General features: G+C 32.4%; 20 protein-coding genes. 8 read left to right on the forward strand and 12 right to left on the reverse strand.

The genetic code is table 11. From position 1 onward, the window contains the following. The first annotated feature begins 74 nt into the window (after positions 1-74). Together ACFS5M_RS06685 and ACFS5M_RS06690 are read left to right on the forward strand one after the other, a co-directional pair. Positions 75-824, forward strand: coding sequence for a CDP-alcohol phosphatidyltransferase family protein (locus ACFS5M_RS06685; RefSeq protein ID WP_183487051.1), 750 nt, complete (start codon positions 75-77; stop codon positions 822-824). A 15-nt stretch (positions 825-839) separates the two neighbouring features. Next, entirely contained in the window at positions 840-1,727 is an 888-nt protein-coding gene (locus tag ACFS5M_RS06690) for a DUF808 domain-containing protein (protein WP_183487052.1), read from the forward strand. Here ACFS5M_RS06690 and lptB read toward each other — a convergent pair. From lptB to ACFS5M_RS06710, 4 genes are all read right to left on the reverse strand, one after another. After that, positions 1,724-2,464: an LPS export ABC transporter ATP-binding protein gene (gene lptB / locus ACFS5M_RS06695; protein ID WP_183487053.1), complete on the reverse strand. Its 741-nt coding sequence runs from the start codon at positions 2,462-2,464 to the stop codon at positions 1,724-1,726. The two genes, ACFS5M_RS06690 and lptB, sit on opposite strands and share 4 nt — an antisense overlap. A 73-nt stretch (positions 2,465-2,537) precedes the next feature. After that, positions 2,538-2,885, reverse strand: a complete 348-nt coding sequence (locus ACFS5M_RS06700) for a carboxymuconolactone decarboxylase family protein (RefSeq protein WP_183487054.1) — start codon at positions 2,883-2,885, stop codon at positions 2,538-2,540. Continuing rightward, on the reverse strand, positions 2,878-3,705 hold the full coding sequence (gene tatC, locus ACFS5M_RS06705) for a twin-arginine translocase subunit TatC (RefSeq protein ID WP_183487055.1): 828 nt from the start codon (positions 3,703-3,705) through the stop codon (positions 2,878-2,880). The genes ACFS5M_RS06700 and tatC overlap by 8 nt, the downstream gene beginning before the upstream one ends. Next, positions 3,705-4,622: a KpsF/GutQ family sugar-phosphate isomerase gene (locus tag ACFS5M_RS06710; RefSeq protein ID WP_183487056.1), complete on the reverse strand. Its 918-nt coding sequence runs from the start codon at positions 4,620-4,622 to the stop codon at positions 3,705-3,707. The genes tatC and ACFS5M_RS06710 overlap by 1 nt, the downstream gene beginning before the upstream one ends. A gap of 245 nt (positions 4,623-4,867) precedes the next feature. Between ACFS5M_RS06710 and ACFS5M_RS06715 the strand changes: the two genes are divergently transcribed. From ACFS5M_RS06715 to ACFS5M_RS06730, 4 genes are all read left to right on the forward strand, one after another. Further along, positions 4,868-7,069 carry a RecQ family ATP-dependent DNA helicase gene (locus ACFS5M_RS06715; protein WP_183487057.1) on the forward strand — a complete coding sequence of 734 codons (2,202 nt, stop codon included), beginning with the start codon at positions 4,868-4,870 and terminating at the stop codon, positions 7,067-7,069. A gap of 81 nt (positions 7,070-7,150) precedes the next feature. Then, positions 7,151-8,086, forward strand: coding sequence for a peptidylprolyl isomerase (locus tag ACFS5M_RS06720; RefSeq protein ID WP_183487311.1), 936 nt, complete (start codon positions 7,151-7,153; stop codon positions 8,084-8,086). Positions 8,087-8,192: 106 nt separating this feature from the next. Beyond that, on the forward strand, positions 8,193-8,900 hold the full coding sequence (locus ACFS5M_RS06725; RefSeq protein WP_183487059.1) for a tetratricopeptide repeat protein: 708 nt from the start codon (positions 8,193-8,195) through the stop codon (positions 8,898-8,900). Positions 8,901-8,952: 52 nt separating this feature from the next. Then, positions 8,953-9,495 carry a YfiT family bacillithiol transferase gene (locus ACFS5M_RS06730; protein ID WP_183487061.1) on the forward strand — a complete coding sequence of 181 codons (543 nt, stop codon included), beginning with the start codon at positions 8,953-8,955 and terminating at the stop codon, positions 9,493-9,495. Between the two features lie 3 nt (positions 9,496-9,498). On the opposite strand, the gene ACFS5M_RS06735 is transcribed toward ACFS5M_RS06730, so the two are convergent. The 3 genes from ACFS5M_RS06735 to ACFS5M_RS06745 form a co-directional block, all read right to left on the reverse strand. Then, complete coding sequence (locus tag ACFS5M_RS06735; protein ID WP_379898287.1) at positions 9,499-9,840, reverse strand: hypothetical protein; 342 nt, start codon at positions 9,838-9,840, stop codon at positions 9,499-9,501. Between the two features lie 214 nt (positions 9,841-10,054). After that, positions 10,055-10,420, reverse strand: coding sequence for a DUF1801 domain-containing protein (locus ACFS5M_RS06740; RefSeq protein ID WP_183487063.1), 366 nt, complete (start codon positions 10,418-10,420; stop codon positions 10,055-10,057). 24 nt (positions 10,421-10,444) lie between these two features. After that, positions 10,445-10,780 carry a hypothetical protein gene (locus ACFS5M_RS06745; protein WP_183487065.1) on the reverse strand — a complete coding sequence of 112 codons (336 nt, stop codon included), beginning with the start codon at positions 10,778-10,780 and terminating at the stop codon, positions 10,445-10,447. 244 nt (positions 10,781-11,024) lie between these two features. Here ACFS5M_RS06745 and ACFS5M_RS06750 point away from each other — a divergent pair, with 244 nt between their 5' ends. Beyond that, positions 11,025-11,885 carry a winged helix-turn-helix domain-containing protein gene (locus ACFS5M_RS06750; protein WP_183487067.1) on the forward strand — a complete coding sequence of 287 codons (861 nt, stop codon included), beginning with the start codon at positions 11,025-11,027 and terminating at the stop codon, positions 11,883-11,885. A gap of 10 nt (positions 11,886-11,895) precedes the next feature. Here ACFS5M_RS06750 and ACFS5M_RS06755 read toward each other — a convergent pair whose 3' ends face one another. Together ACFS5M_RS06755 and ACFS5M_RS06760 are read right to left on the reverse strand one after the other, a co-directional pair. Then, positions 11,896-15,315, reverse strand: a complete 3,420-nt coding sequence (locus tag ACFS5M_RS06755; RefSeq protein ID WP_183487069.1) for a GEVED domain-containing protein — start codon at positions 15,313-15,315, stop codon at positions 11,896-11,898. Between the two features lie 138 nt (positions 15,316-15,453). Then, complete coding sequence (locus ACFS5M_RS06760; RefSeq protein WP_183487071.1) at positions 15,454-15,972, reverse strand: RidA family protein; 519 nt, start codon at positions 15,970-15,972, stop codon at positions 15,454-15,456. 256 nt (positions 15,973-16,228) lie between these two features. Between ACFS5M_RS06760 and ACFS5M_RS06765 the strand changes: the two genes are divergently transcribed. Further along, positions 16,229-17,233 carry a sugar kinase gene (locus tag ACFS5M_RS06765; protein WP_183487073.1) on the forward strand — a complete coding sequence of 335 codons (1,005 nt, stop codon included), beginning with the start codon at positions 16,229-16,231 and terminating at the stop codon, positions 17,231-17,233. A gap of 34 nt (positions 17,234-17,267) precedes the next feature. Here the strand turns inward: ACFS5M_RS06765 and ACFS5M_RS06770 are convergent, their stop codons facing one another. From ACFS5M_RS06770 to ACFS5M_RS06780, 3 genes are read right to left on the reverse strand one after another with little or no spacing between them, the layout of a single operon-like run. Continuing rightward, on the reverse strand, positions 17,268-17,927 hold the full coding sequence (locus ACFS5M_RS06770) for a hypothetical protein (protein ID WP_183487075.1): 660 nt from the start codon (positions 17,925-17,927) through the stop codon (positions 17,268-17,270). A 27-nt stretch (positions 17,928-17,954) separates the two neighbouring features. Then, positions 17,955-18,596 (reverse strand): DUF1801 domain-containing protein, encoded by a 642-nt coding sequence (locus tag ACFS5M_RS06775; protein ID WP_183487076.1) that lies wholly within the window; start codon positions 18,594-18,596, stop codon positions 17,955-17,957. A 42-nt stretch (positions 18,597-18,638) separates the two neighbouring features. Further along, positions 18,639-19,175 (reverse strand): hypothetical protein, encoded by a 537-nt coding sequence (locus ACFS5M_RS06780; RefSeq protein WP_183487078.1) that lies wholly within the window; start codon positions 19,173-19,175, stop codon positions 18,639-18,641. Positions 19,176-19,206 lie beyond the last annotated feature (31 nt).

Raw genomic sequence — 19,206 nt, forward strand, 5'->3', positions numbered from 1 at the left:
AAAAACCAATAGATATTGTTTGTTTCTTGTTTTAGACGAAAATAGTTTGTTATTTTTACAGTATAAACTAAAATATGCAACTAAAAAACTACATTCCAAATCTAATTACCTTGTTGAACTTATTCTGTGGAAGTTTTGCTGCTATTTTAGCGGTTAACAATTTGTTTGTTGCCGCAACTGCTTTTGTGTTTCTTGGTATTTTCTTCGATTTTTTTGATGGATTCTTTGCAAGAAAACTAAACGTTCAAAGTGCATTAGGTGTACAGTTAGATTCTTTGGCAGATATGGTAACTAGTGGATTAGTTCCAGGAATAATTATGTTTAAGTTGCTTTCTTTAGCTTCTGAAGGACCAAGTCTAAAATTTGCATCTTGGAGTACTTTTATGCAATGGGAAGATTTTGAAATTGTACCTCTAGCATTATTAGGTTTATGTATCACTTTAGCATCTGCGTATAGGTTAGCAAAATTTAATATAGATGAAGATCAGCAAAGTTATTTTAAAGGGTTGCCAACACCTGCAAATACCTTACTCATTATATCTTTGCCATTGATTTTAGAATTTCAAAATAGTGATGCCATGAATGCCATTATTTTAAATACATGGTTTTTGTTGGCAATCACATTTCTAAGTTGTTTTTTGTTGAATAGTAACATAAAGCTATTTGCTTTAAAATTTAAAAATTGGAGTTTTAAGGACAATGCAATGCGATATATCTTCATTGTTTTATGCTTGGTATTATTGATTGTTTTGCAGTTTGCAGGAATTCCTTTAATTATTTTGTTATACATTCTTCTTTCTTTAATTTCTAAAGAATCCTTATAAACTAAAATGATATAAATGGCATCAGGTTTTTTTGCATTATTAGATGATATAGCAGCCTTAATGGATGATGTTGTTGTGATGAGTAAAATCAGCACAAAAAAAACAGCTGGAATTTTAGGGGATGATTTGGCAGTTAATGCAGAGAAAGCGACTGGTTTTGTGTCTTCAAGAGAATTACCTGTATTGTGGGCAATTACTAAAGGTTCTGCGTTAAATAAGCTAATTATTTTACCTATTGCTTTTTTACTTAGTGCTTTTGCGCCTTGGGCCATTACATTGGCTCTAATTTTAGGAGGTGTATATTTAGCTTTTGAAGGTGTAGAAAAAATTTATGAGTTTATTATACCTCATAAACACCATCAAACGGATAGTAATGTAGAAAATATTTCTATCGAAGAACAAAAAAAGGCAGAGCAAAAGAAGATTAAATCAGCCATTTTTACTGACTTTATTTTGTCTGTTGAGATTGTAATTATTGCTTTAGGAACTGTTTTAGGAAAGCCAATTCTATTTCAAATTTTAGTGGTTACTATTGTTGCTATTATTGCTACAATTGGTGTGTATGGTATTGTTGCTCTTATTGTTAGAATGGATGATTTGGGTTATAAATTGGTAAGTTTGAGCACTAAGGAAAAAAGTGTTTCTAAGTTCATTGGAAATTTTTTAATTAGAGCTCTGCCTATCGTTATTAAGAGTTTGTCTGTAATTGGAACAATTGCCTTAATTTTAGTTGCTGGAGGAATATTCGTCCATAACATTGAATTTTTTCATCACATTTTAGAGAACCTTCCGAGTTTTATTAAAGATTTTATAATTGGTCTTTTGGTTGGTTTTGCGGCTTTTTTAGTAGTGAAAGCTTTTAAAATGATATGGCCAAAAAATACGAAAAAAGAGTCCGTTTAAAAATCTAATTTCTTTTTACGTAGTTCGAAGTTTTGTCCAAGATACACTTTACGTACCATTTCATCTTCGGCAAGTTCTTCAGGTTTTCCAGCTTTTAATATACCACCTTCAAACATTAAATAAGTTCTATCTGTAATGGCTAGTGTTTCTTGTACGTTGTGATCAGTTATTAAAATACCAATATTCTTTTTGGTTAGCTTAGCTACAATACGTTGAATGTCTTCAACAGCAACAGGATCTACACCAGCAAAAGGTTCGTCTAATAAAATAAAACTAGGATCTGTGGCTAGAGCGCGAGCAATTTCAGTTCTACGACGTTCACCTCCTGAAAGTAAATCGCCACGATTTTTTCTAATATGACCTAAGCCAAATTCTTCAATAAGCGATTCCATTTTATCACGTTGTTCTTTTTTACTTAACTTGGTGAGTTGTAGTACGCTTAAAATATTATCTTCAATACTCAGTTTTCTAAAAACTGAAGCTTCTTGTGCTAAATAGCCAATACCATTCTGAGCACGCTTATACATAGGGTATTTAGTGATTTCGGTATTGTCTAAAAAGATGGTGCCTCCATTAGGTTTAATAAGTCCAACTATCATATAAAACGATGTTGTTTTTCCTGCACCATTTGGACCTAAAAGTCCAACTATTTCTCCTTGATTAACTTCTAAAGAAACGTCTTTTACGACTTTTCGTCCATTATAGGACTTCATTAAATGTTCTGCTCTAAGCTTCATAGATTTAAACTAATGGCTAAAAATAATAAAATCAAACCGACTATTAGGCATACACTACTAATTTAAGTAAAGTTTAACCTTGGGCTTCTAAAGCATCCCAAAATTCATAAGCTTTACGTAAATGAGGAATAACAATCGTTCCACCAATTAAATTTGCAATACTTAAGGCTTCAACAACTTGTTCTTTAGTTAACCCTTCGTTATAGCTTGCCTCTAAATGGTATTTTACACAATCATCACAACGTAAAACCATCGAAGCCACAAGACCAAGTAGTTCTTTGGTTTTTTTGTCTAGACTGCCTTCCGCGAAAGCGTTAGTATCTAAATTAAAAATACGCTTAATGACCTTATTATTATCTGCTAAAATTTTATCATTCATTTTTGAACGATACGCATTGAATTCATTAACAATATCAGACATGTTTTTTTTCTTTTCTTTTTTGACTTTTAATCACAATTTTTGAAATGTATATACTTACTTGATAGAGTATTAATATTGGTATAGCGACAATAATTTGACTTGCAATGTCTGGAGGTGTGATGACAGCTGATAAGATAAGCACGATAACTAAAGCGTACTTTCGGTATTTCTTTAAAAATTCGGGTGTTACCAAGCCTATTCGGGTTAAAAAATAGATGATTATTGGGAGTTCAAATATAATTCCTGAAGCGATAACAGTTGCTCTAACTAAACCAATATAACTGCTTAAATCAAAATCGTTATGCACTTGTTGACTTACCGAGTAGGTGCCTAGAAAGTTTATGGATAATGGTGTTACAATATAATAACCAAATAAGACACCAACAAAAAATAACAGTGATGAAATTATGATAAATCCACTAGAGTGTTTACGTTCATTGGCATGCATGCCAGGACTAATAAAAGACCAAAGCTGATACAATACATAAGGAAATGCAATGATAAATCCAGCGTAAATAGAAGTCCAAAGGTGCGCAGAAAATTGACCAGCTAGAGTTCTACTCTGTATTTCGAAGGGAAAACTATCTCCACAAAAAGAAGATTCATCTATTCCTATAAACTGCGTTACATTACAGAGCCATCTGTAAGTAGGGAAATTCATGTCTTTAGGACCAAGAATAATAACGTCAAAAATAAAACCTTTAAATAAAAAAGCGACAGTTCCACAAAGAACAACAGCAATGCACATGCGCACTAAGTGCCATCTTAAATCTTCAAGATGATCTAAAAAAGACATCTCGTTAACATTCTTTTTCACCATTATATAATACCTTCTTTTATTAAGTCGTGTAGGTGAACCACTCCAGCATAATTTCCATTGTCTTCTGCAAGGAGCTGAGAAATACCATAAGTTTCTAAAACTTCCATGGCATCAACAGCCATTGCATTAACATCGATGCGTTTTGGGTTATTGCTCATAATGTCTTTTGCCGTTAGTTTAGAAAAATCATCAACTTTGGTTAGCATACGACGTAAATCACCATCTGTAATTATTCCAACAATTTTACGGTCTTCTACAACAGCAGTAACACCAAGCATTTTTTCTGTAATCTCTACAATAACTTCTTTAATGCTAGTATTTGGTGTAACCATAGGCTTTTCATTAACAGAAGTTAAATCATGTACACGTAAATATAATTTTTTGCCTAAAGCACCACCAGGATGGTATTTTGCAAAATCCTTGCTAGAAAAGCCACGTAGTTCTAATAAACATACAGCTAAGGCATCACCAATAACTAGTTGCGCTGTAGTACTTGTAGTTGGTGCTAAATTATTTGGGCAAGCTTCCTTTTCAACAAATGCATTTAATACAAAATCAGCTTGTTGACCTAGAAACGAATCTTTGTTTCCAGTAATTGCAATCATCTTATTGTTAGCATTCTTTATTAAAGGAACTAGTACTTTAATCTCAGGTGTGTTTCCACTTTTTGATATACAAATAACAACATCATCTTCTAAGATTAATCCTAAGTCACCATGAATCGCATCTGCGGCATGCATGAAAATAGCAGGTGTGCCTGTTGAATTTAAGGTTGCTACTATTTTTGTTGCTATAATGGCGCTTTTTCCAATACCTGTAATAATTACTCGCCCTTTCGATTGAAAAATAAGTTCAACCGAATTTGCAAAATCTTCATTAACTAGGTGCGACAAATTTAAGATTGCTTCGCTTTCCATTTCTATGGTTTGCTTCGCTGTAGTTATAATAGATTGCTTGCTGTTCAAAATTTATTAAATTTTTAGGTTGATGCTAATAAAGATTTTTTTATCTTTAATGTTGGTCAATAATTTTGTGCTACTTTATACTAAAGTATGGTGCAAAGCTAACGAAAAAATCACGAGGTTGACTATATACACTACTAATTAATAGCAAAAAGAATTAAGTGTATTTTATAAAAGAATACTAATATTAAATACAATTCATGTCAATTATTGAGAAGGACTTACATGCTTCATTAAAAAAACATTTTGGTTTTGGAAATTTTAAAGGACTGCAAGAGGAAGTTATAAAGAGTCTATTGTCTGGGAATAATACTTTTGTTATTATGCCAACAGGAGGAGGTAAATCTTTGTGTTATCAGCTACCAGCTTTAATGCAAGAAGGAACTGCAATTGTTGTTTCTCCTTTAATTGCCTTAATGAAAAATCAAGTCGATGCTATAAGAGGAACCTCTCATATAGATGGAATCGCTCATGTCTTAAATTCTTCACTTAATAAAACTGAAGTCAAACAAGTCAAACAAGATATTACTGATGGTGTAACTAAATTATTATATGTAGCACCAGAATCATTAACTAAAGAGGACAATGTAGAATTCTTACGGACAGTTAAAATTTCTTTTATGGCTGTCGATGAAGCGCATTGTATTAGTGAATGGGGACACGATTTCAGACCTGAGTATAGAAATTTGAAGCATATTATTCAGCGTATAGGTGATAATATTCCGATTATTGGACTGACAGCTACTGCAACGCCTAAAGTGCAAGAGGATATTCTTAAAAACCTAGGAATGAGTGACGCTACAACTTTTAAAGCATCATTTAACAGGCCAAATTTATATTATGAAATCAGGCCTAAAACAAAGAATGTTGATGCAGATATCATCCGTTTTATAAAACAAAATGAAGGCAAGTCTGGTATCGTATATTGTTTGAGTAGAAAACGAGTTGAAGAATTAGCTCAAGCCCTTCAAGTAAACGGAATTAAAGCTGTGCCTTATCATGCAGGATTAGATGCAAAAACTAGATCTAAACACCAAGATATGTTCCTTATGGAAGATATTGATGTAGTCGTCGCTACGATAGCATTTGGAATGGGAATTGACAAACCAGATGTACGCTTTGTGATTCATCATGATATTCCTAAAAGTATTGAAAGTTACTATCAAGAAACTGGTCGCGCAGGAAGAGATGGAGGAGAAGGCCATTGCCTCGCATATTATGCCTATAAGGATATAGAAAAATTAGAGAAATTTATGTCAGGTAAACCAGTAGCAGAGCAAGAAATTGGTCAGGCTTTGTTGCAAGAAGTTGTTGCTTTTGCCGAAACGTCTATCTCTAGACGTAAATTTATTCTGCATTATTTTGGAGAAGCTTTTGATAATGCGACAGGTGATGGTGGAGATATGGATGATAATGTACGACATCCTAAAAAGCAATTAGAAGCTAAAGATGAAGTCAAACTACTTTTAGAAATAGTAGATAGTACTAATGATACATATAAATCTAAAGATTTAGTAAATGTTATTATTGGTAAAGAAAATGCACTAATAAATTCACATAAAACTCACGAGCAACCTTTTTTTGGTAAAGGAAAACATCACGATAAATTATATTGGATGGCTTTAGTGAGACAAGTTTTAGTTGCTGGTTTTCTAAATAAAGATATTGAAACTTATGGTGTAATTAAGTTAAATGATGAAGGAAGGGATTTTATAAAAAACCCTAAATCGTTTATGATGACTGAAGACCATGTGTTTGATCAAGAAAATGACGATTCAATTATTACAGCTGCTAAAGGTGGAGGTGGAGTTGCAGACGAGACTTTAATGAAAATGCTGAAAGAGTTACGAAAGAAAAATGCAAAGAAATTAGAAATTCCACCATTTGTTATTTTTCAAGATCCTTCCTTAGAAGATATGTCTTTAAAATATCCTGTTACACTCGAAGAACTTTCTAATGTTCATGGTGTTGGTGATGGTAAAGCAAAAAAATATGGAAAAGATTTCATTGATTTAATTAAGCGTTATGTTGAAGATAATGATATTGTAAGACCAGACGATATGGTTGTTAAATCAACAGGAAGTAATTCAGCATTAAAATTGTATATCATTCAGAATGTAGATAGAAAATTACCTTTAAGTGATATCTCTTCTGCAAAAGGTATGGAAATGCCAGATTTTATTAAAGAAATGGAAGCCATTGTGTTTTCAGGTACTAAGCTCAATATAGATTATTGGATTAATGATATTCTAGACGAAGATCAACAAGAAGAAATTCATGACTATTTTATGGAAGCCGAAACTGATAAAATTGATGTTGCTATTGAAGAGTTTGATGGTGATTATGATGATGAAGAGTTGCGTCTTTACCGAATAAAGTTTATTAGTGAAGTTGCTAATTAACAGTCTGTAAAATTTCAGTTGAGGGCATTCGTTAATCATAAATCATTCCGTATCTTTGCACCTTATTAAAAATACAATATGATGCAAGACGGTTTATACGCAAAATTTAATACTACAAAAGGCGAAATTATAGTCGCTTTAGAATATCAAAAAACACCAGGAACAGTAGGTAACTTTGTAGCTTTGGCTGAAGGAAATTTAGAGAATTCAGTAAAACCTCAAGGAACACCTTATTATAATGGTTTAAAGTTTCATAGAGTTATTCCCGATTTTATGATTCAAGGTGGTTGTCCACAAGGTACAGGTACTGGAAATCCGGGTTATAAGTTTGACGATGAGTTTCATCCTGATTTAAAACACGATGCTCCAGGTGTTTTATCGATGGCTAATGCAGGGCCTGGAACTAATGGAAGTCAGTTTTTTATTACACATATAGAAACGCCATGGTTAGATAATAATCATACGGTTTTTGGTAAAGTAGTTGAAGGTCAAAACGTAGTCGATTCAATTGCTCAAGGTGATGAGATTACAACTTTAGAGATTATAAGAGTAGGTGCGGAAGCAGAGGCATTTCAAGCTGTTGAATCGTTTAGAACTTTTGAAGGATCTCGCGAAAAACGTCTTGCTGAAGCAAAAGCGAAACAAGAAGCCGAACTAGATAAAATTGCTCAAGGATTTAGTAAAACAGATAGTGGTTTGCGTTACCAAATTCTTCAAGAAGGTAATGGTGCAAAAGCAGAAAAAGGAAAAATGGTTTCTGTACACTATAAAGGGCAGTTGGCTGATGGAACTGTGTTTGACTCATCATACAAAAGAAAAGAACCTATAGAATTTCCTTTAGGTGTTGGACAAGTTATTCCAGGTTGGGATGAAGGTGTACAATTATTAAAAATAGGAGATAAGGCACGTTTTGTAATTCCTAGTCATTTAGCCTATGGAAGTCAAGGAGCAGGTGGTGTTATTCCGCCAGATGCAACTTTAGTTTTTGATGTTGAGCTCATGGATGTGAAAGGCTAATTGGGTTTTTCACCTATTGAAGTAACAAAATTTTAAAAAAATCGTCTCATTATTAATGAGACTTTTTTTTGCTTATTATGTAATCAATCTAAAAAAATCAATCCACATGAAAACCACACTTTTTTCTTTATTTCTAATAGTCATCCTTTCAAGTTGCTCTAAAAATATAGATTATTCTCCAGAGTATATGGCTCAAACATCAGGACGTTACTTGTACTCTCAAGATGAATTAATCGAGATCTATTACAACGATAAGAAGCTGTTTTTAAAATGGAGAGGTGCAGACAATGTACGACCAGTCATTTTAGACGAGGAAACTTTTTTTGTGCCAGATATGTATAAGAAGTTCCGATTTGTTCAACATCCTGAAACGCAAAAACGCTATTTATCTATTCTTTCAGAAAATCCAAACGACCCGATTACTTATGATTATTTAAAAGTTGATGATACATTTAAAACACCTAGCATGTATTTGAAGACTAATGAATATGATAAGGCTTTAGCAGGATATTTAGAAATTCAAAAACAAGATTCTACTAGTGTTTTGTTAGACGAAAGAGAGTTTAATAGCCTTGGTTATGAATTTTTAAGAAAAAAGGAATACCAAAATGCGATAAATGTGTTTAAAATTAATGTCGCTTTATATCCTGAAAGTGATAATACTTATGATAGTTTAGCTGATGCGTATTTACATCAAGGCGATAGCTTACAAGCTTTTGTTAATTATAGTAAAGCATTAGAGTATAATAATAGTAATAGAAGAGCTAAAAAGTTTGTTGAAGTATATAAGAAGAAAACTAAAAAAACGGATTAAAGTTTTATGATTCTAGCACTTCAATTTGAAGTGCTTTTTTTTATATTTAAAAATGACAAATTTAGAACTTAATCAACTTCGTTTTCCTATAGGACTATTTGATTGTCCTGTTGAAATTTCAAAAGCAGATATTCAAAAATGGATTGCCGTTTTAGAACAGTTTCCTAATCGATTAGAGCAACTGGTAAGTCCGCTTAATGATGAGCAATTAGACACACTATATAGACCTGGTGGTTGGACAATAAGACAAGTTGTACATCATCTTTCTGACAGCCATCATCATAGTTATATTAGATTTAAATGGGCTTTGACCGAAGATAAACCTGTCATAAAGTATTATTATGAACAGCTTTGGGCAGAACTAGATGACGCTAAATATGCACCAATAGAGATGTCTTTAAGTCACTTGAAATCAGTGCATTTAAAGCTTGTTTATTTGCTTAAAAGTTTAAGTACTTCAGATTTGAATAAAAGCTTTATTCATCCAGAACATAACGAAGAAGTTGTATTAAAAAAGAATATCGGAATCTACGCATGGCACTGCAATCATCACTATGCACATATTGCTAATTTGTTGAAAAGAAAAGCGTGGTAATTTTTACTTTGTTTTTAAAGACATCACGTAATCGTAACTTTCATTAAGTAAATTCACAATGGTTTTTTCATCGTTCCACAAGTGTTCAGGAATTAAAATATAACCACGCATAACAGCACCATAAGAATGATAAACTGTAGTGTCAAACTTCTTGATGTAATGGTCTTGAACTTCTTTTGAGAATCGAATGCCAATTTCACCAGCTTTATTGAAGAGTGAAAACATATATCCATTTGCCGAGGTGTAAGGCATCGTTTTTCCTAATCTTTTAAATCGTGAGCATTGAGCGACAAGGTCATCATAAATTTTTAGTTTATTTTGATAATCCATTTCTATAATACTCAATTAATTAGAATCGTCAGTCTTGTTTTTATCATCCTTTTTCATGCTCAAATATCGCGTTACCAATCTTACTCCTAATCTTGCAAAAAGGATAACAGCGAAAATCATTACTATGTCAAATCCGTTCATAAATCATGGTCTATTAAAGACAAAGGTAGTCAAAAGCTAAGGACTCCTTGTTCAGATTAATTCAAATTTAACATAGTTGTAAGAAGGCTTACTTTGTTTTAATGATGCCATTTCGATATAAATCTAAGGCTTCATTTATGAGGTTTGTTATCTTAGTTATTGGTACATCCTCATTGGGATTGATTCGTAAAGTTTTCATTCGTTTTCTAGATCCAACTTCTAATTCGGAATGATTTAAATGTTTGCCTTCGACAAATAATATGTAGGGTTCATGCGATTTTTTATCAATCCATAAATAGCAAAACATTTTATTTTTATAGCAAAAGCAAGGCATGCTATATTTTCTAGTTTCTGAGGTGTCTTGATCTTGGTTTAAAATAAGATCACGTAATAATAGCAAGCAACTTCGATTAGGTTCTTCTTGGTTCAAGTAGAAATTGTCTGTTGTGGCCATTATCTTGTGCTTAGTGGCTCGTGATTAGTAAAGTATATTATCTAAAATTCGGTCTAGATTACTTTCTTTTCTGTCTAATTTTTGATCAGTCAAGAAAATTTCATGTATTTCTTTTCTAAACTCAGCAAGCTCCATTTCAGAGTATTCGTGAAGTTGTATAGCGTCATCAATTTTTTCAAGACTTTCCTCTTCAGTATCATTAGAAAATTGTTGAAACATCTTCTCGAAAGTTTCTGAATCGGTCTTAGATTTTATTAAATCTATTTCTTTGTCACATACAGTAGAGTCAGCACTTGCACAAAGAATTAAAATGTAAATTTTTAATTCTTTTTTGGTCCAATGGTTTGATAGCGAGTTCATTTTTATGTTGCGTTTTTTTGGTTGGTTGTTTAGAAGGTTTATGAATGAACTAATATAACAAAAAGACTGGAAATGAGTATTTAACTGTGCAAAAAATTAACGTGCATTAGGTAGTTGTAAGCTTATTGATTTATTTTTTTTTCTTAAAATTGAAGAGTGAATTAAGTTAAAAGTGTCAAAAGAATGTAAAAGGTGTCTGAACAATTGTAAAAAGTCATGAAATTATATGTTCTTTGTAATTATTATGAGTAGAAGATTCGTTTTTTTATTTGTTGCTTTAATCGTTATTCTGTTTTCGTTGAATATAGTTTCATGTTCAAGAGATATTGATGAATCTTTTTCTGAACGTGTAAAGATTTCTTTACGTGATGTAGGGCATCAATTATTGCTCGAAAATCAAGATTCTACATCTTTGGTGTTGCCAATAATTGAGCTCAATCGAACAAATTATAAATTGTCTTTTCAAAACCAATTGTCTTTTGAGCCTAGTCGATTAGTGTCAATTGTAGATAGTGCTTTTTTAAGAGCAGAACTTTCTAAATATTATCGTGTTGAAGTTATTCAATGCTCAGACCTAGAGGTTGCTTATAGTTATGAAATGAATGCCGAAAAGGAGAAAACTATAATTCCGTGTTCTGGAAGAAACTTGCCAAGTGCTTGTTATACTATTGAAGTGAAATTTAGCAATTTAAAGACCACTTCTAATGAAAAAATGCTTTTGTATATTTTAAGTTTAGCTGTACTTTTTTTGTTAGGCTTTTTAATCTATAAAAGAAAGCCTGCTATCGTCTTAGACAATAGCAATCAGGATTATAATACAATTGGTTGTTTTCGGTTTTATCCTGAGCAAAATAAATTGGTTAAAGAAGCTACCGAAATCAATTTATCTAAAAAAGAATGTGAGTTATTGGCCATTTTTGTTGCTCATCCAAATCAGATTATTAAGCGCGATGAATTGACCAAAAGGGTTTGGGAAGATCATGGTGTTATAGTTGGTCGAAGTTTAGATACTTATATTTCTAAATTACGAAAGATATTAAAAGATGATGAGTCTATTAAACTAACTAATGTGCATGGTGTTGGCTATAAGCTGGAAACACTCTAGTCTTTCATCTTTATTTTATTAATAATCGCACGACTGCTTTTTGTCCTTCAGACTTGATAATTACAAGATAAACACCAGAAGCTTCTTTTAATTTGATATTAAATAATTGACTATTATAATAAGTGTTTGATTGAATTATTTTACCATTTATATCTGTAATGCTAATTTCAGTAGCTGCATAATGGCGACCTAATTCAATTGAAAAATTACCATCTGTAGGATTCGGATAAATCACAGGGTCAATTTCAAATGAGTTTTCAATAATCCCTAAAGATGGAGTGACAATGATTGAATAATCTTCAACTTCGCCATCAAAACCTGTTTCACAAAGACTTGGTGTAGTATTATATTTTGCAGCAATTCGCATGGTCGTTTCTCCAGCTTCAGCATCAAGAGGAACCGTTATAGATAAAGGCGATAAACTAGTTATTCCATCGTCTGTATTTCTTGACGAGCCTAAATCATATGTTTCACCAGGATCTTCAAAATCTGTATCTTGATTCCAATCTATCCATGCCATTGCATAAATAGTGTAATCACCATCAGTATCTAGATTAACACTTAAATCGTAAGAAGTATCTACTTCAACTGTTGAGGAATGACTATCTGTATAATCTGTATAAGGTTGGGTTTTGCCAGTAGCATTATATATACCATTAAAATCAACTAAGGTTACTGCTGTGTCCCAATCCATATTACCAAAAGATTCACAATGCGGACAATCATCAACAACGGTTACCATATTTGTTATTGTTTTGGTGTCAGAACGCCCTAAACCATCAGTCACAGTTAAACTTACAGTATAAGCGCCTTCAGCTCCAAAAACTATTACAGGATTTCTTGCTGTGTCTGAAGATATTGATAATGGTTCTGGAGTAATTGTCCATTGCCAAGTAGCATCTTCATGATTCAAAATAGAATAACAATCAAATTGAATGGACTCTAACGGACAACGAACAAGGTTTGTATAGGTTATGGGTTGTGCAATAGGATTAAAAGCTTCGTCTAACATTTTTCTTCCCCAAACTCCGCGTCCTGTGGTGCCTAACCTTAATTCTGCATCTCTATAAAATGGATTAATTTGTAGCGATTTTGTAACAAGTGGTAAATCTGTTGAATAATTTATCCAATCGTTTGCATTTGTATCCCAATAGAAAACTCCATATCTCGACGCCAAATAAACAATGTCATCTGTACCTCCTTGGTATAAGATGTCGTTGATGTCTTGCCCATTTAAAACACTAGTAGTTTTGTTTAACCATGTGGTTCCACCATCTAGAGTGTTAAATACTTTTCCTCCATTATCTCCTCTAGGAGTACAAATCCAGACTATGTTTTCGTCTTCAGGATGGACAGAAATTCTGAAACGTCTATTATTACCACCTGGGTCACTTACTGTTTTATTCCAAGTTAGGCCAGCATCTACAGACTTCCATATTTCACAAGAATCCCAATAGCCTCCTAGTTTATTATAAACAGCATAAATAACATTAGGATTGCTTCTAGAAATTTCCATTTCGTAAATTAATCCTGTACTTTCAGGAAATGTATAAATAATCTCAAAACTAGAACCTCCATTCGTTGATTTATAGACTTTATTTTCAAGTCCAACATACATGTGGTCAGCATATCTTGGATCAAAATAAACTCCACTACGTTCGGCTTCCCAATACGATTCATTTGGTCGAACAGGTAATGAAGGATGATTTATGATTTCACTTCCAAAAATCTCTGGAATAGTTTTAACGGAAGTATTATCACTAGCATAATGTGTTCTGTATAATAATTTCCTGCTTTCTATAGGATGTACATAACCTGAAGCTTCCTCAACACCGCCAATATTGTAGGCATTACCTAAGCCGTAATTTTCATACCAACCACTTGTGCCATCATGGTATTTTCCTCCAGTAAAGGTGTCTTCATTCCATCCTGTATTAAAACCCCAAAAATGTGCTGCTTGAATACCTCTGTTTAACGCATCATGCGACATGAGTTCGTCTTGTGAATAGTCAATTCCTCCATCTGTAGCAACCCAAATATCATTCCCATTCACCTCAATATCTTGTACATCGGCATGAATATAATTTAAACGTGTTGAATTTGCAGCACCAATCGATTGAAAAGTTTGCCCTCCATCATTAGATTCGGTTAGTCTAATAGTTGCTATCCATAACTTATCAGGATTTATTGCACTGGCTTCCATGTCGAAATTATAAAAACCTTGATGATATCCACCATCATATGCAGCAACATTCCAATCAGCTGTTCCATTAATAGCGCCATAAGGCCCACCATCTTGTCCGCTTGGGTTGGTCCAATTTTCGCCTCTGTTCAGGCTTTTATAAACCCCTATCCAACCTTGATCACCATCTTTAGATGCGCCAATAAGACAAACATAAACAAGGTCTTCTGATGCAGGCGAAACAGCAATTTTACCACCATCGTCAATGGCATTTGCTAAATCAGATGGGACATACCATCCGTTATCTTTAATAGACCAAGTTATACCATTATCGTCACTTCTATAAAGTTCGCTTCTTTTTGCAGCTGCATTCGATTTTAATAAATAAGCAACATTGTTATCGGTTGGATGAAAATCAATATCCCAACAACTTTCAGTAAATACTTGAGTCCAAGTTACACCTCCATCAATAGATTTAAACAAACCCGATGAAGAGGTATGAAATATAATATTATGGTTTAATGGTGAGTATTCAAATTCATGACCAGTTCCATTCGTGAAATGCCTTTCAAGCCATGTCACTCCACCATCTAAAGATTGGTAAATTCTATTATTAGAATAGATTAAAAAATTATTAGGATTTGTAGGGTGAATTTTCACGGCAGAGTTGCTTCCCGAAAACACTTCGCCTAATGAAATTAATGACCAATTAAATCCTTTGTCAATAGTTTTATAAACGCCACCTGCTTCTGTTCCACAGATTAAAATATCTGGGTGAGATAATGATTGATCAATGGCATAAACATTTTTATGCCAAGAAATAGGAATTGCTGGATCTGTTGCAAAAGTTTCAAAAGGGCCCATAGCTCTCCAGCCTAAATCTGATCCTGGAATGCGAAGCGATTGCTGTTGCTGATAGTTTTCTTTAAGTAATTGATGTTTTCTGTCTTCTTCAGATTGACTAAGTTGTTTGATAAAACCATTTTCATCCAATAAAGGACTAACTAATAAAATCCAATGCTTATGATTCTGCGTATGAATGTTTTTTATAAACTCATTTTCTTTATAATATTGTTTGTATAAGTCTTCTACATCTGCAACATTCGGGTTTTCAGAATACATTAATTTTGCCCATTCTGGCGTATCACTGTTTATGATTGGTGTTGTTTTAAAAAAATCTGAACGATTTTGACTATGACTATTAAAAGCAACAATACATATAGAAAGAAATAGTAATATGCGTTTCATAACGATTGAATTTTAAAGTTGGCGAGTTATAAAGGTAGCGTTGAAAAATCAACAATGACCACTAATTTAGGAAAAAAATGAGAAGTAATCAATTAATGCTATTGGTCTTTAACTAACCGAATTTCTATGATTGTTTTGCTAGTTTGATTTATGCACTTCAAGTTCAATTTCTATCATGAATTCTGGGATAGCTAATTCTTTAACTCCAAGCCATGATCCTGTTGGAAATTGCTTAGTGTAAATGGAATTTCTATAAGCAGCGTTTTCCAGAAATAAAGGCATATTCGTTGTAAAAATATTTTCAACAACGACATCATCAAAGGTGCAGCCATAATGTTTTAATATTTTCTCTAAATCTGCGTAACAATTTTTCATTTGTTGACCTAAATCTCCTATAGCAGTTGGGTTCCCTTCGTCATCCATGCTTACCGCTCCAGAGACCTTTATACTATTTCCAATCTTGACAGCATGTGAGTATCCATAAGCTTTTTCAACTTCTGGACGTAAAAGAAAATATTCAGGAGTCTCTGTTTCAACAATGACTTCTTTTTCGATTTCTTTTTCAACTTCTTTTTCAGGTTGTTTACAGCCTAGAGTTGTAAGAAAAAAAGAACAGAATAATAAAATGAATAAAGATTTTGAAATTGGTTTTTTCATAATGGTTGGTTTTTAAGTTGCGGTTTTGCTTTATAAAAAATGATTCTGGCTAAGTTAGTTAAATTTGAAGACTTTTCTTTTGCAAAATTTATAAGTAATTGGTTTTAAATAGAGTAAGTGTTTTGTGCTTTAATCATATTGAAATTATGATTTTTGTCTTTTTAAATACATATAAGAAACGATAGAATTTATAAGACTTTGGTTTCATAGTCAGTTATTTTCCATTAAATTTACAATTCTAGTTTAAAACTTTAGTATGAATCAAATTATCACTTTTGGAGAAGTATTGATGCGCTTATCTCCTAGAGGAAATAAAAAATTTATCCAATCAAATTTATTAGAATTTTATTTTGGAGGCACCGAATTAAATGTAGCCATTTCTATATCTAATTTTGGTGAAGACGTAAAGCATGTTAGTTGTGTTTCTGATGATTTTATAGGAGATACAGCTGTTTCTTATATCAATAAATTTGGAGTCGATACTTCTTCACTCGTGTTTTCTAAAAGGCCTTTAGGCGTTTATTTTTTAGAAGTTGGTGCAGTTATGAGGCCTAGTTCAATTTCTTATAATAGGTCCCATTCATCTTTTTCTGAAATTAAACCATCTATGATAGATTGGGAAAAGACTTTAGAAAATGGAAAGTGGTTTCATTGGACAGGCATTACGCCTGCATTAGGGAAAGGTGGTTATGAAACATTAAAAGAAGGTCTCATACTAGCTCAAAAGAAAGGAATGACAGTCTCAGCAGATCCAACATACAGAAGTGGTTTATGGAAATATGGAGAAAATCCTAAAGAAATTTTAACAGAGCTACTTAACTATTCTACGATTTTTATTGGTGGAATAAATGAGATGAATGAAGTTCTTGGAACCGATTTTAGCTACTCGAATGAAGACTTTGTTGAAGCCAGTAAGATGTTAATGAAAGAGTTTCCTTCTATAGAAAAAGTTTTTGATAAAATTAGAACCGTTTTGAATGCTTCTTGGCATAAAATACGAGCGAGAATGTGGAACGGAAAAGAGTTTAAAGAAACTGAAGACCTAGAAATCACTCATATTGTTGACCGAATAGGAACTGGCGATGCGTTTGCAGCAGGACTAATTTATGGATTACAAAAATATGATGACTTTAAATCTTTACAGTTTGGAAATGCAGCCTGTGCGTTAAAACATACTTATGAAGGTGATGTTAATTATGCAACAGTAGATGAGGTGACTAGATTGTTAGAAGGCAATACCTCAGGACGTTTTAAGCGCTAAATACTTCCTGAATTAAATGTGGTTTTATGTGTACTTACTCATCATCAAATACAATAACACTAATAATTTCTGGAAAATCTAAGAGTTTGGATTTATAGACATAACCATTATTTGTTAATGCTATAATTTTCACTTTTATTGATTCTCCTATTAGTGAGTCTTTACTTTTATGGTTAACCGTTAAATATTCAAGCTCATATTCGCAAGGTGATGGCCAAGTAATTCTATACTTTTCTTTAAACCAATCCTCTTTTTTTCGCACTCTATTTTTTTCTCTTTGTTTCCTTTTTCTTCGTGTAATTTTAGTGCCTTTATGTCTAAAATCCGAATAAGTAAAATCTCCAGTTTTAAAGGCCTTGCATTTAGCATAATCAGAGGGTTTTAACTCTGCATTTTCATAATCTTTATTTACAAACTTGAAGGTAGAATCATAACAATTATTCTTTAATTTACTATCAGGATAATATTGAACTCTTTTAAGGTATTTCACAAGCCTGTCAATTATTACCTCATTCTTGTATGTTGTTTGTTCCTTTAAAACACTAACTTGACTTATTCTGGCAGAATCGTTTACACAGAAATTTACAGTAACATAATCGATTACTTTTACATCATCTACATAAAACACCGTTTGAATTTGTGAATGAGAAATAGAGAAAATTAATAAAGCGAATATTAGAATATTTTTCTTCATAGTTTATAAATGATGATGTGTCTGTAATTAACAATCTAATTGCTTATGAGAACCATCGCAATTTGGTTTTCGTTTAGACAATCCACAAGTGCAATCGTTTAAGCCATAACCATCAAGAATTCTCTTTGTGTTTTTATTAATTCTAGATATTCTACTCTTGGCTTGTTTAGGTTTAGCGAAATGCAATAAATAGCCTCTCTGTCTTCCTTCGGTTAAATTTTTAAATGCTTTTTTGAATTCGGTATTAGCCTTAAATAGTTGTTTTAATTCTTCTGGAACTTCATATTCGGATGTTTCCTTCTTTTTAATTTTTAAACCAGCCTTTTCTACTTCTATAGCTTCAAAAATATATGCTTTAATAACAGGTTCTAGTTTTTCAATTTCTGACACATCCTTAAATCGAATTTGTCTAGCAGATTGAATGTTTTCAGTTTGTTGAATTAAAATTTTTTTATCATCATGTAATAATGCGCCCTTGTGAAAAAGAATCGCACAATAATCTTTAAATTCGTGAATTAGAACAATGTTTTTTTTGTTGTAAGTATAACAAGGATGCATCCATTTATACGCTTCGGTTAAGCCACAAGTATTTATTATTTGCCGAAGTCTTGTCAGTTCTTTTTTCCATTTATTAAGGCGCTCAAGATATGTGTCAACTTCTGGAATCATAATTTTAGTCCATGGTTTATTAAGTTTTTTGAGAATAAATTGTTATTTGATTTTTTCGAGATTCATCTCAAGGAATGTCATCCAGTTTGTGCCATCTCTACTAAACTCTCCAATTTCTAACCACTTATTTTCAGTATTAAAATTCACTGTAAACCGAACTTTTCCACGATTAGGAATATCCATATTCCATTGAATGATTTTGTCTTCAATTAATACAATTTCAGATTGAATAAATTCGCCTTTTTTATAGGCATTAATCATTAAGGAATTACTTTTTAAATCAAAAAAGATTACACCAAATGCATCATGAACTATTTTGGTTTCTTTTGTTATAGAATCGGTTTTTGTTCCTAAACCTTCAACGACCATAATATCATTTTCGAGTTTGTACTCAACTTTTTCAGTTATTTCAGTAGTTTCTTTTCCGTTTCTGGTCATCATCCAACCAGTTCCTTTCCATTCACCAACCATAAAGTTTAGTTTGTCTATAGTTATAGGGTCTTTTATGGAATCATTTTGAGCTAGAGCGAAGTGAATTCCAATTAAAAAAAACAATAAGTACAGTGTGATTTTTTTCATGAGAATTGAATGATTTAAATAATTAATAAGC

The organism is Lacinutrix iliipiscaria (genome assembly GCF_042686125.1).
Lineage (GTDB): Bacteria > Bacteroidota > Bacteroidia > Flavobacteriales > Flavobacteriaceae > Oceanihabitans > Oceanihabitans iliipiscarium.

Coding starts and splice junctions, on each gene's coding strand:
- ACFS5M_RS06685 (WP_183487051.1), top strand. CDS start 75: ATGCAACTAAAAAACTACATTCCAAATCTAATTACCTTGTTGAACTTA.
- ACFS5M_RS06690 (WP_183487052.1), top strand. CDS start 840: ATGGCATCAGGTTTTTTTGCATTATTAGATGATATAGCAGCCTTAATG.
- lptB (WP_183487053.1), bottom strand. CDS start 2,464: ATGAAGCTTAGAGCAGAACATTTAATGAAGTCCTATAATGGACGAAAA.
- ACFS5M_RS06700 (WP_183487054.1), bottom strand. CDS start 2,885: ATGTCTGATATTGTTAATGAATTCAATGCGTATCGTTCAAAAATGAAT.
- tatC (WP_183487055.1), bottom strand. CDS start 3,705: ATGGTGAAAAAGAATGTTAACGAGATGTCTTTTTTAGATCATCTTGAA.
- ACFS5M_RS06710 (WP_183487056.1), bottom strand. CDS start 4,622: ATGGAAAGCGAAGCAATCTTAAATTTGTCGCACCTAGTTAATGAAGAT.
- ACFS5M_RS06715 (WP_183487057.1), top strand. CDS start 4,868: ATGTCAATTATTGAGAAGGACTTACATGCTTCATTAAAAAAACATTTT.
- ACFS5M_RS06720 (WP_183487311.1), top strand. CDS start 7,151: ATGCAAGACGGTTTATACGCAAAATTTAATACTACAAAAGGCGAAATT.
- ACFS5M_RS06725 (WP_183487059.1), top strand. CDS start 8,193: ATGAAAACCACACTTTTTTCTTTATTTCTAATAGTCATCCTTTCAAGT.
- ACFS5M_RS06730 (WP_183487061.1), top strand. CDS start 8,953: ATGACAAATTTAGAACTTAATCAACTTCGTTTTCCTATAGGACTATTT.
- ACFS5M_RS06740 (WP_183487063.1), bottom strand. CDS start 10,420: ATGGCCACAACAGACAATTTCTACTTGAACCAAGAAGAACCTAATCGA.
- ACFS5M_RS06745 (WP_183487065.1), bottom strand. CDS start 10,780: ATGAACTCGCTATCAAACCATTGGACCAAAAAAGAATTAAAAATTTAC.
- ACFS5M_RS06750 (WP_183487067.1), top strand. CDS start 11,025: ATGAGTAGAAGATTCGTTTTTTTATTTGTTGCTTTAATCGTTATTCTG.
- ACFS5M_RS06755 (WP_183487069.1), bottom strand. CDS start 15,315: ATGAAACGCATATTACTATTTCTTTCTATATGTATTGTTGCTTTTAAT.
- ACFS5M_RS06760 (WP_183487071.1), bottom strand. CDS start 15,972: ATGAAAAAACCAATTTCAAAATCTTTATTCATTTTATTATTCTGTTCT.
- ACFS5M_RS06765 (WP_183487073.1), top strand. CDS start 16,229: ATGAATCAAATTATCACTTTTGGAGAAGTATTGATGCGCTTATCTCCT.
- ACFS5M_RS06770 (WP_183487075.1), bottom strand. CDS start 17,927: ATGAAGAAAAATATTCTAATATTCGCTTTATTAATTTTCTCTATTTCT.
- ACFS5M_RS06775 (WP_183487076.1), bottom strand. CDS start 18,596: ATGATTCCAGAAGTTGACACATATCTTGAGCGCCTTAATAAATGGAAA.
- ACFS5M_RS06780 (WP_183487078.1), bottom strand. CDS start 19,175: ATGAAAAAAATCACACTGTACTTATTGTTTTTTTTAATTGGAATTCAC.